The sequence below is a fragment of the Cohnella nanjingensis genome, from assembly GCF_014212125.1.
Lineage (GTDB): Bacteria > Bacillota > Bacilli > Paenibacillales > Paenibacillaceae > Cohnella > Cohnella nanjingensis.
The window spans coordinates 263,326-275,370 of sequence record NZ_JACJVP010000006.1 but is presented as its reverse complement, the minus strand read 5'-3'; the positions used below and the strand labels follow the sequence as shown (position 1 = coordinate 275,370).

Genomic DNA, 12,045 nt, shown 5'->3' with positions numbered 1-12,045 from the left:
GCGTTGGAGGTCCGGAGGTCCGGAGATCTGGGGATCCGGAGGTCTGGTGGTCTGGTGATCCGGAGATCTGGGGATCCGGAGGTCCGGAGGTCTGGAGATTTGGAGGTCCGGAGGTCCGGAGGCCCGGAGGTCCGACAAATCTATGATGATGGAACAATAGGTGCTTAGAATGTCAGAATGTCCGCTAACCACCAAATAAAAATCAAATAGGCCATGTAGATTTTATCGTTGCAGCTCGTAAAGGCCGGATTCGCCGCTGTGCGATCCTTTTATAGCCTATCGCAATTTTCATTATAGCCTGTGACCTGGTAAGGTCATGCGTGTTTTTTGGCGTTTTGCAGTTCATACGAGGGAAGCCGCCCGCGCTTGGCATTGGCTGTATGCATCAAATTTCCTATCGATGCCTTCGCTTGCGATTCGAACGCTCCCATTTCCCCTGAAAATGGGCATAATGATGCTCTGTCGGGCGACTGTATATCATTGTAAGCGTTATTATCGGGAATTTCCCGAACATTCGGATCGTCTGGATCGACAATATTCGAAAATTTCGTTGACACATCCCTACAAAATACCTAGAATGAGTTGTGGATAATATACAACTGCATATTCCTTTTCGTATAATTCCGGGGATCGGCCCGGAAGTCTCTACGAGGTCACCGCAAATGATCTATCTACGGAAAGCGAAAAAGCATGCGCAAGGGGATTCGCGATTCCCGGCGTATGGATTTTCGCGGTTGTGCGGAGCCTAGAAGAGAATTCTTCTAGGCTTTTTGAGCGGTTCGGAAGGTTTAAGTTTCGGTTAGCCTTATCCGAATCGTCTCCGATAAAAACGTCTCGCCCTCATAGAGGACAGCGCGTTCGTTTTTACGGGTTTGTTACGGTTTATCCAATCAATCTCACCAGATGAGGGAGGAGCTATTGAAACGATGGAACGTTTCTTTAAGCTGAAAGAACTGGGAACAAACGTACGCACAGAGATCATGGCGGGGATCACGACGTTTATGACGATGGCGTACATACTGGCGGTCAACCCGCTGGTGCTTGGCGGATCCGGGCTGGACACGTACGGCATCTTCCTCGCGACCGCGCTTGCCGCAGGTATTTTCACGCTGGCCATGGGGATCTTCGTGAACTTCCCCGTCGCGCTCGCGCCGGGCATGGGCCTCAACGCCTACTTCGCCACGACCGTTATCACTTCCAAAGCGACCGGCCATGCGATCACGCCTTCGATGGCGCTCGCGGCTGTCTTTATCTCCGGTATCATCTTCATTATCTTGACGGTTACCCGCGTTCGCCAGATGCTGCTCGTCGCGATTCCGGACGGCCTGAAGCATGCGATCACCGTCGGCATCGGCTTGTTCATCGCGATTATCGGCTTGAAGAACAGCGGACTGCTGACGATCTCCCTGAGCCCGTTCAACGACTATGCCGCCGGCAACTATGTCAACTTGAACAGCAACGAGACGATCCTGCACCTGGGCGACCTGGCGGAGCCTTCCGTATGGCTCACGATCGCCGGCCTCTTGATCATCGGCATCCTGATGGTGCTGCGCGTCAAGGGCGCCATCCTGTTCGGGATTCTGATCACCACGCTCATCGGCGCGATTCCGGGCGTCGACGTCGTCAGCTTCGACTCGCTCAAGTCCGCCAGTTGGGTGCCGGAGTTCGGCAAGCTGAACTTCTGGGACTTCGACTTCGCGGACCTGATGACGACCGGTCTCCTCTCGGCGATCGCGACCTTCACGTTCGTCGAGCTGTTCGATACGTTCGGCACGCTGGTCGGTACGGCCAACCGCGCCGGCTTCTTCAAGAACAAGGAAGAAGGCAACAAACGCGTAGGCAAGGCGATGTTCGTCGACGCGGTCGCGGTCAGCGGCGGCGCCATGCTCGGCACCAGCACGATGACGGCTTACGTCGAGAGCTCCGCCGGCATCGCGGAAGGCGGCCGTTCGGGCCTCACCTCCTCGACGACGGGCGTGCTGTTCCTGCTCTCGCTGTTCCTGGCGCCGATCGCGCTGCTCGTGCCGACCCCGGCCACGAGCGCGGCGCTGATCATCGTCGGCGTATTGATGATGCAGTCGGTTAAGGAGATCGACTTCTCCGATCTCGTCATCGGCATTCCGGCGTTCCTGACGGTCGCCATGATGCCTTTCACCTACAACATCGCGAACGGCATTTCCTTCGGCATCATCGCCTATGTCGTACTGGCTCTGGTAGCCAACCTGTTCGGCGGCAAGAAGTATCAGATTCACTGGCTCATGTGGATTCTGTTCGTGCTCGTCATCGCCCGTTATATCTTCGTCGGCTCCGCAGGTTAATCTGAGGCCGAGCTCGGACCGTTAACGGAGCGAACCTTCAACCCCGTGTATCCAACCCCGTTTTGCTTCCCGACCGAGGGAGGTAGGGCGGGGTTTTATCTATCATTCTCATCTATTTGGAAAAGATCGATGTATAGGGGCGGGACTATCCGCTGCTCCTCGGAATCCGCCTTAGGCGGAATGGGAGGCAGACGAGGGAGGGAAATCCGAATTCAGAAGCGATTGTGTCAGAATCCGAACATTCGTATTTTCATCAGGAAAAAGCGTTCGCCTTTCGTTTGACATTCATGTAAGGTTTGCGGTAAACTTAAGACCGTGAAAAAAAACGATAATCGCTCGTATATCATCGGGAATAAGGCCCGATCGTCTCTACCCGAAAACCCTAAATTTTCGGACTACGAGCTCCTGGGACCCAAGGTGGAATGCCGCCTGCGACCGATCGAATCGGGACCGGACCGCGCATTGCGCCTATGTGGCGTCCGGCGGGCCGCAGGCTGAAGCGAATAGGGACTCGCGAGAGAAGACGGGCGAGATGGGGAATGCTGACAACATATACCCGTCGCCCTTTTTTTGTACGCCATTCAGAGAATAGGAGTTTCGCCCGTCCGTCCGTTCTCTCGGGCTCGCCCTATAGGATGGCGACGCGCGCAGAGGAGACGGCGAGGCCGGACCGGCGAATTCAAGGACTACATTCGTTAAAACGGGAAGGGTGGAATCATGTCGGCATTGGTCGGCGTCATCATGGGGAGCACGTCGGATTGGGAAACGATGAAGAAAGCGTGCGACGTGCTGGACGAATTGAACGTACCGTATGAGAAAAAGGTCGTCTCGGCGCATCGGACGCCGGATCTCATGTTCGAATATGCGGCATCCGCAGCCGGGCGGGGACTGAAGGTCATCATCGCCGGCGCGGGCGGGGCCGCCCATCTGCCGGGCATGGTGGCGGCGAAGACCGTCCTGCCCGTCATCGGCGTGCCCGTCAAGTCCTCTACCTTGAACGGGCTGGATTCGCTGCTCTCGATCGTGCAGATGCCGGGCGGCATCCCGGTCGGCACGGTGGCGATCGGCCCGGCCGGCGCGACCAACGCGGGGCTGCTGGCCGCGCAGATCATCGGGGCGTTCGATCCCGAGGTGCAAGCGCGGGTCGCGGAACGCCGCGAGCGGACGACCCAGCAGGTGCTCGACAACGGTGAGCTGCCATGAGCCTGAATCGGGATCTGGAGCAGCTCTTGAACGGCGAAGGCATCTCGTGCGAAGGGGATGTCTGCGGGCCGATCGGCGCGGGCTTCGGCGGTCCGGGGGAGCGGCAAGCGGCTGCCCCTAAAGCGGAGGACGGCGGCAGCGCGGCGGCGCGCACGATCCTGCCCGGCGCGACGATCGGCATCCTGGGGGGCGGACAGCTCGGCCGGATGCTGGCGCACGCGGGCGGCCGGATGGGGTACAAGTTCGTGACGCTCGACCCGACGCCGGACGCGCCTTGCGGCCAGACGGCGGACCAGATCGTCGCCGGCTACTCGGACCGCAAGGCGGCGCGCGAGCTGGCGCGCCGGTCGGACGTCATCACGTACGAGTTCGAGAACGTGGACGCGGACGTCGCCGCGATGTTGGCGAGCGAATCCTACGTGCCGCAAGGCAGCGACTTGCTGCACACGACGCAGCACCGGCTGCGCGAGAAGCGCGCCATCGAGGCGGCGGGCGCGCGCGTGGCGCCTTACGCCGAGATCGCGAGCCTCGAGGGGCTTCGCGAAGCGGCGGCCCGTCTCGGCCTGCCGGCCGTCCTGAAGACGGCGACCGGCGGCTACGACGGCAAAGGCCAATGGGTGCTCCGCGAGGAGGCCGATCTTGCGCCCGCGTGGGCGGAAGCGGAGCAGGCGGGCACCGCGCTCGTCCTGGAGAAGTTCATCGTCTTCGACCGGGAGATCTCGGTCATCGCGGCACGCCGGCCGTCGGGCGAGATCCGAACGTTCCCGCCCGCGGAGAACGTGCACGTTCGCAATATTTTACATTTATCGATCGTGCCCGCGCGCGTGGACGACACGATTCGCGCGGAGGCGGAGCGGCTCGCGGTGTCGATCGCCGAGACGCTCGGCGCCGTCGGCCTGATCGCCGTCGAGATGTTCGTCGCGACGGACGGGACGCTGTACGTGAACGAGCTGGCGCCGCGGCCGCACAACTCCGGCCACTATACGATGGAGGCCAGCAAGACGTCGCAGTTCGAGCAGCATATCCGCGCGATCTGCGACCTGCCGCTCGGCGATCCGGGGCTGCTGACGCCGGTCGTCATGGCCAACGTCCTCGGCGAGCACGTCCTTCCGCTGCTGGATTGGATGCGGACGGCCGACCCCGAGGCCGCGCGGCTGGGCGTCGAGCCGAAGGTGCATCTGTACGGCAAGGCGGAAGCCAAACATAAGCGCAAGATGGGTCACGTCAACGTGCTCGCCCCGAACGTAGAGGCGGCGCTGGCGTGGATCGCCCAATCAAATATCTGGAGGGTCTAAAGAGTCATGATCGAACGTTACAGCCGCCCCGAGATGCGGGCCATCTGGACCGAGGAGAATAAATTCAAAGCCTGGCTGGAAGTGGAACTGTGCGCATGCGAGGCTTGGGCCGAGCTCGGGCATATCCCGAAGGAAGATACGGTGGAACTGCGCAAGAACGCCAAGTTCGACATCGACCGGATCTACGAGATCGAGCAGGAGACGCGCCACGACGTCATCGCCTTCACCCGCGCCGTATCCGAGAGCCTGGGCGCGGAGCGCAAATGGGTGCACTACGGCATGACTTCCACCGACGTCGTCGATACGGCGCTCGGCTACCTGCTGAAGCAGGCCAACGAGATTCTCGAGCGCGATATCGCGAACTTCATCGACATCCTTCGCAAGCAAGCGATTCAATATCGATCGACTCCGATGATGGGCCGTACGCATGGCGTGCACGCGGAGCCGACGACGTTCGGCCTGAAGCTGGCGCTGTGGCACGAAGAGATGAAGCGGAACCTGGAGCGGTTCAAGCGGGCCGCCGACAACGTGCAGTTCGGCAAGATGTCCGGCGCCGTCGGCACCTACGCCAACCTCGATCCGTTCGTCGAGCAGTTCGTCTGCCGGAAGCTCGGCATCACCGCGGCGCCGATCTCGACGCAGACGCTGCAGCGCGACCGCCATGCCGAGTACATGGCGACGCTGGCCTTGATCGCTTCGTCGCTCGACAAGTTCGCCACCGAGATCCGCGCGCTGCAGAAGAGCGAATTCCGCGAGGTCGAAGAGCCGTTCGCGAAGGGCCAGAAGGGCTCGTCCGCGATGCCGCACAAGCGCAACCCGATCGGGTGCGAGAACATCAGCGGCCTGTCCCGCGTCATCCGCGGCCACATGATCACCGCGTACGAGAACGTATCGCTGTGGCACGAGCGCGACATCTCCCACTCGTCGGTCGAGCGCATCATCCTGCCGGACGCGACGATGCTGCTGAACTACATGCTGAACCGGTTCGGCAACATCGTGAAGAATTTGACGGTGTTCCCGGAGAACATGAAGCGCAACATGCGCAGCACGTACAACGTGCCGTTCTCCGGCCGCATCATGACGAAGCTGATCGACAAGGGCTTCAGCCGCGAACAGGCCTACGACACCGTGCAGCCGCGCGCGATGCAGGCCTGGGAGGAGCAGCGCGACTTCCGCGACATCGTCGCCGCGACGCCTGCGATTACGGAAGTGCTCACGGCCGAAGAGATTGCCGACGCGTTCGATCCGTCGTGGCATCTCAAGCACGTCGATACCATCTTCGAGCGTCTCGGCTTGATCGCGGAGTAAACCCCGTTAAAGGCGCGTTCGCCTTCCTCAAGCGGAAGGCGAAGCCGGTTTAACTTCAAATAAGAGATTCTCATTCCTACCTAATAGGAGGCTGTCATGCCGACCGAAGCGTTATCCACCGCCGAAGGGCTCGTCCGAGCGCCGCTCCTCCACAAAGGCAAAGTGCGCGAGCTCTACGACCTCGGCGAACACTTGCTCATCGTCGTCACCGACCGCATCTCCGCCTTCGACTACGTGCTCGATCCGGCCGTGCCGGACAAGGGGCGCGTGCTGAACGGCCTCAGCTCCTTCTGGTTCTCGCTCACCGGGGAGATCCAGCCGAACCATGTCGTCCATACGGACGCGGAGAAGCTGGGCGATCTGGTCGCCGAGCCGGGCAAGCTGGCCGGCCGGATCATGGTCGCCAAGAAAGCGAAGCGCATCGACATCGAATGCGTCGTCCGCGGGTATATCACGGGCGGCGGCTGGCGGCAGTACCAACAAGGCGGCGAAGTGAACGGCATCCGGCTGCCGGACGGCCTGCGCAAGAACGGCAAGCTCGAACAGCCGATCTTCACGCCGGCCGGCAAGAACGACATCGGCCACGACGAGGACATCCCGTTCGGGGAGATGGCCCGCCGGGTCGGCCTGCCGCTGGCCGAGGCGCTGCGTGACAAGAGCCTTCATTTATACGAATACGGCCGCCGGGCGTGCGAGCGCAAAGGCATCATCCTCGCGGATTGCAAGTTCGAGTTCGGACTTATCGATGACGAGATCATCCTGATCGACGAACTGTTCACCCCGGATTCCTCGCGGTTCTGGGCGCGGGAGAACTACGCGCTGGACGTCGAGATCGACAGCATGGACAAGGAGCCCGTGCGCAGCTATCTGTCGGGTTCGGATTGGGACAAGAACAGCCCGCCGCCCCGCTTGCCGGACGCCGTCGTCCAAGCGACGACCGAGCGTTACCGGGACATCTACCGCCGGTTGACCGAAGGCGGCGAAGCCTAGATCTTTTAGACCGCTAACGATGAAGCACTTTAACTTTTCCCCAATCAGGAGGAGAACCCACCCATGAAAGCAACGGTATACGTGACGATCAAAGAGAACGTGCTCGACCCGCAAGGAAACGCCGTCCAAGGCTCCCTGCACACGATGGGCTTCGACGAAGTCGGCAAGGTGCGCATCGGCAAGTACATGGAGCTCGACCTCGACACGAACGACCGCGCGCATGCGGAAGAGCGCATCAAGGCGATGTGCGAGAAGCTGCTCGCGAACACCGTCATCGAAGACTATCGCTTCGAACTGGAGGGCTGAGACCTCATGAAATTCGCGGTCATCGTATTTCCGGGCTCCAACTGCGACATCGATATGCTGAAAGCGGTCGAAGACACGGTCGGACAACCCGTCGATTATGTGTGGCATACGGCTACCGACCTGTCGGCCTATGACGCGATTCTCGTGCCGGGCGGCTTCTCCTACGGGGACTATCTCCGCTGCGGCGCGATCGCGCAATTCGCGCCGGTCATGAGCGAGATCCGCAAGGCGGCGGAGCAGGGCAAGTTCGTCCTCGGCGTCTGCAACGGGTTCCAGATCCTCACCGAAGCGGGTCTCCTCCCGGGGGCGCTCATCCGCAACAAGAGCCTGAAGTTCCGCTGCCATCCGGTCGACCTGCGGGTCGAGAACACGAAGACGGCGTTCACGAACGGCTATGAGCACGGCGACCTCATCCGCATCCCGATCGCGCACGGCGAAGGCAACTTCTACTGCGACGACGAGACGCTGGCGAAGCTCCAGGCCAACGAGCAGATCGTCTTCCGCTACGCGGGCGACAATCCGAACGGCTCCGTAGACGACATCGCGGGCATCTGCAACGAAGAAGGCAACGTCGTCGGCATGATGCCGCATCCGGAGCGCGCGGTCAGCGAGCTGCTCGGCTCGGCGGACGGCGCCGGCATGTTCAAGTCAGTACTCAACGCTTGGAGGGAACGCAATGGCGCAGCAAGTGTCCGCTAAAGAACCGACAACCCTACAGATCGCCGAGCAGAAAATATACAAGCAATTCGGCGTGTCCGACTCCGAGTACGCGCTCATCTGCGACTTCCTAGGCCGCCAGCCGAACTACACCGAGATCGGCGTGTTCAGCGTCATGTGGTCGGAGCATTGCGCGTACAAGAACTCCAAGCCGCTGCTTCGCCGCTTCCCGACGACCGGCCCGCGCGTCCTGATGGGCCCCGGCGAAGGCGCCGGAATCGTGGACATCGGCGACAAGCAAGCCGTCGTGTTCAAGATCGAGTCGCACAACCACCCCTCCGCCGTCGAGCCTTACCAAGGCGCGGCTACGGGCGTGGGCGGCATCATCCGCGACATCTTCTCCATGGGTTCCCGTCCGATCGCGCTGCTGAACTCGCTGCGCTTCGGCCGGCTCGAGAACGACCGCGTGCGCTACCTGTTCGAGCACGTCGTCAGCGGCATCGCCGGCTACGGCAACTGCATCGGCATCCCGACCGTCGCGGGCGAAGTGATGTTCGACGAAGCGTATGAAGGCAATCCGCTCGTCAACGCCATGTGCGTCGGCCTCATCGATCACGACAAGATCCAGCGCGGCGTCGCCAAAGGCGTCGGCAACCCGGTCTTCTACGTCGGTCCGGCTACCGGCCGCGACGGCATCCACGGCGCGACGTTCGCGTCCGAGGACTTGACCGCCGAGTCCGAAGCCAAGCGCTCCGCCGTCCAAGTCGGCGATCCGTTCATGGAGAAGCTGGTCATGGAAGCGACGCTCGAGCTGATCGATTCCGGCATCGTGCTGGGCATCCAGGACATGGGCGCCGCGGGTCTCACGTGCTCGAGCGCCGAGATGGCGAGCAAAGCCGGCAACGGCATGGAGCTGTACCTCGACGAGGTGCCGCAGCGCGAGGAAGGCATGACGGCGTACGAGATGATGCTGTCCGAATCGCAGGAGCGCATGCTGTTCGTCACCGAACCGCAGCACGAAGCCCAGGCGAAGGCGATCTTCGAGCGTTGGGGCCTGCACTGCGCGAAGGTGGGCAAGGTGACCGACGACGGCCGCCTGCGCCTGTTCCACAAGGGCGAGGAAGTCGCCGACATGCCGGTCAAGGCGCTCGTCGACGACTGCCCGATCTACGACAAGCCTTCGAAGGTGCCGGACTATTACCTGAAGAACGGCTCCATCGATACGAACCGCTACGAGCAAGCGCTCGACCTGAACGACGCCTTGAAGAAAGTGCTCGGTTCTCCGTCGCTCGCCAGCAAAGAGTGGGTGTACAGCCAATACGACTACCAAGTCCGCACGTCCACGGCCGTCGTGCCGGGTTCGGACGCGGCCGTCGTCACGATCCGCGGCACGCGCAAAGCGCTGGCGATGACGACCGACTGCAACGGCCGGTACGTCTACCTGGATCCGGAAGTCGGCGGACGCATCGCGGTCGCGGAAGCGGCGCGCAACATCGTCTGCTCCGGCGGCGAGCCGCTCGCGATCACGGACAACCTGAACTTCGGTTCGCCGGAGAAGCCGGAAGTATTCTGGCAGATGGAGAAATCCGTCGACGGCATGGCCGAAGCCTGCCGCTTCCTCGAGACGCCGGTCATCGGCGGCAACGTGTCGCTGTACAATGAGAACGCGAAGGGCGCCATCTACCCGACGCCGGTCGTCGGCATGGTCGGCCTCATCGCCGATATCGATCACATCACGACGCAAGAATTCAAAGCCGAAGGCGACGTCATCTTCCTGCTGGGCGAGACGAAGGCGGAGATCGGCGGCAGCGAGTTCCAATACGCGGTGCACGGCTTGACGGAAGGCCGCCCGCCGGAGATCGATCTGGCGACGGAGAAGGCGCTGCACGGCGCCGTCCTCGGCGCGATCCGCCAAGGACTCGTCGCTTCCGCGCACGACCTGTCGGAAGGCGGCCTCGCGGCCGCCGTCGCCGAAGCGACCTTCGGCCGCGGCCTGGGCGCCAAGATCGACTTCGCGACGAACCTGCGTCCGGACCTTGCGCTGTTCAGCGAATCGCAGTCGCGGATTCTGCTGTCGGCGAAACCGCGGCATGCGGAAGAACTCGCGGCTTGGCTGTCGGAGCAAGGCGTGCCCGCGCAGCAGCTCGGCACGGTCGGCGGCGACCGACTGGCGATCGCGGTGAACGGACATACGGCTATCGAAGCATCTGTGAACGAATTCCGCCAAGAATGGAAGGAAGCGATCCCATGCCGGATGCAGTAAAATCCGGAAGCATCGCCGGCGCGGCCCCCGCGCTGCCCGGCACGCAGACGGAGGGCCTCGCGCCCGCCGAGGCGCGTTTCTGGACCGGAGACTACTATAATCAGGGCAACGGTCATGAAGAGATCTTTGACAAGCTGAAGGAAGAATGCGGCGTCTTCGGGGTGTTCGGTCATCCCGACGCCGCTTCGCTCGCCTACTACGGCCTGCACGCGCTGCAGCACCGGGGCGAGGAGAGCTGCGGCATCTGCACGTCCGACGAGGGCGCGTTCCACTATCACCGCGGGATGGGCCTCGTGAAGGAAGTATTCGACCGCGACAGGCTGGCGTCGCTGACGGGCACGAACGCGATCGGCCACGTCCGCTACTCCACGGCTGGCGCGAGCCAGCTGGCGAACGCGCAGCCGCTCGTGTTCAAGTACCGCGACGGCGATCTGGCCGTCTGCACGAACGGCAACCTCGTCAACGAGCCGATCATCCGGCGCGAGCTCGAGGAGCAAGGCTCGATCTTCCAGACGACGAGCGACACCGAGGTCATCGCACACATGATCGCGCGCTCGCCGAAGGATCTCGTCGAAGCGGTCAAGGACGCGTTCTCCAGGCTCATCGGGGGCTTCGCGTTCCTCATCATGACCAAGGACCGCCTCATCGCGGCGTGCGACCCGAACGGCCTGCGTCCGATGGTCATCGGCCGCCTCGGCGACGCGTATATCTTCGCCTCCGAGTCGTGCGCCTTCGAGACGATCGGCGCCGAGTACGTGCGGGACGTCCAGCCGGGCGAGCTGCTCGTGCTCGACAAGAACGGCCTGCGCGAGGACCGCTACGCCAAGCTGGAGCGCCGTGCCGTGTGCGCGATGGAGTATATCTACTTCGCGCGGCCGGACAGCGACATTAACGCCGTGAACCTGCACATGTCCCGCAAGCGGATGGGTCAACAGCTGGCGCAGGAAGCGTTCGTCGACGCGGATATCGTCACGGGCGTGCCCGATTCCAGCATCTCCGCCGCGATCGGCTACGCCGAACAGACCGGCATTCCTTACGAGCTTGGACTCATCAAGAATAAATACACGGGCCGGACGTTCATTCAGCCGTCGCAGGAGCTGCGCGAGAAGGGCGTCAAGATGAAGCTCTCCGCCGTCCGCAAGGTGGTGCAGGGCAAGCGCGTCGTCATGATCGACGACTCGATCGTGCGCGGCACGACTTCGCTCCGCATCGTCAACCTGCTGCGGGAGGCTGGCGCGCTCGAGGTGCACGTCCGGATCACGTCGCCGCCTTTCGCGAACCCTTGCTACTACGGCATCGATACGCCGGACCGCCGCGACCTCATCGCTTCGAGCAAGACGGTCGAGGAGATCCGCCAGGCGATCAACGCGGACTCGCTCTACTTCCTGAGCAAGGAAGGGCTGCTCGAAGCGGTCGGCGGCCACGCCGGCGAGCAGGACCGCGGGTTGTGCCTCGGCTGCTTCACGAACGACTACCCGACGCGGGTAGAGTTCGAGCACGCCAAAGCGACGTCGTGCAGCTGCGACTGAGTCGCGGCTTGCGAGGGCGTTAAGCCCCCGACTATCGCCCATTTTGCGTTACAGCACGCTCAAAAGTTGCAAAAGTACATCTTATTGGACCGCATTGCGACGGGAAACGTGATTTTGTTGTAAACGTACAACTTATTTCGCGGAATTCAGCCGAAATGCCGGTTTTTCGCAAAATA

The 12,045-nt window shown here is 62.0% G+C and carries 9 protein-coding genes and 2 riboswitches; all 9 genes read left to right on the top strand.

The window, feature by feature from the left end:
• The first annotated feature begins 593 nt into the window (after positions 1–593).
• Positions 594–694, top strand: a riboswitch (purine riboswitch).
• Positions 695–926: 232 nt separating this feature from the next.
• On the top strand, positions 927–2,318 hold the full coding sequence (locus H7C19_RS05690) for an NCS2 family permease (protein WP_185141601.1): 1,392 nt from the start codon (positions 927–929) through the stop codon (positions 2,316–2,318).
• A 316-nt stretch (positions 2,319–2,634) separates the two neighbouring features.
• Positions 2,635–2,736, top strand: a riboswitch (purine riboswitch).
• A 299-nt stretch (positions 2,737–3,035) separates the two neighbouring features.
• On the top strand, positions 3,036–3,521 hold the full coding sequence (purE, locus tag H7C19_RS05685; RefSeq protein WP_185141600.1) for a 5-(carboxyamino)imidazole ribonucleotide mutase: 486 nt from the start codon (positions 3,036–3,038) through the stop codon (positions 3,519–3,521).
• Positions 3,518–4,816, top strand: coding sequence for a 5-(carboxyamino)imidazole ribonucleotide synthase (gene purK, locus H7C19_RS05680; RefSeq protein ID WP_185141599.1), 1,299 nt, complete (start codon positions 3,518–3,520; stop codon positions 4,814–4,816). Before purE ends, purK begins: the two co-directional genes overlap by 4 nt.
• 6 nt (positions 4,817–4,822) lie before the next feature.
• Entirely contained in the window at positions 4,823–6,124 is a 1,302-nt protein-coding gene (gene purB / locus H7C19_RS05675) for an adenylosuccinate lyase (RefSeq protein WP_185141598.1), read from the top strand.
• A 96-nt stretch (positions 6,125–6,220) separates the two neighbouring features.
• Positions 6,221–7,114, top strand: a complete 894-nt coding sequence (locus H7C19_RS05670; protein ID WP_185141597.1) for a phosphoribosylaminoimidazolesuccinocarboxamide synthase — start codon at positions 6,221–6,223, stop codon at positions 7,112–7,114.
• Between the two features lie 63 nt (positions 7,115–7,177).
• Positions 7,178–7,420 (top strand): phosphoribosylformylglycinamidine synthase subunit PurS, encoded by a 243-nt coding sequence (gene purS, locus H7C19_RS05665; RefSeq protein WP_185141596.1) that lies wholly within the window; start codon positions 7,178–7,180, stop codon positions 7,418–7,420.
• Positions 7,421–7,426: 6 nt separating this feature from the next.
• Entirely contained in the window at positions 7,427–8,119 is a 693-nt protein-coding gene (purQ, locus tag H7C19_RS05660; protein WP_185141595.1) for a phosphoribosylformylglycinamidine synthase subunit PurQ, read from the top strand.
• Entirely contained in the window at positions 8,097–10,340 is a 2,244-nt protein-coding gene (purL, locus tag H7C19_RS05655) for a phosphoribosylformylglycinamidine synthase subunit PurL (RefSeq protein WP_185141594.1), read from the top strand. The genes purQ and purL overlap by 23 nt, the downstream gene beginning before the upstream one ends.
• On the top strand, positions 10,325–11,869 hold the full coding sequence (gene purF, locus H7C19_RS05650) for an amidophosphoribosyltransferase (protein ID WP_185141593.1): 1,545 nt from the start codon (positions 10,325–10,327) through the stop codon (positions 11,867–11,869). Before purL ends, purF begins: the two co-directional genes overlap by 16 nt.
• Positions 11,870–12,045: the final 176 nt, after the last annotated feature.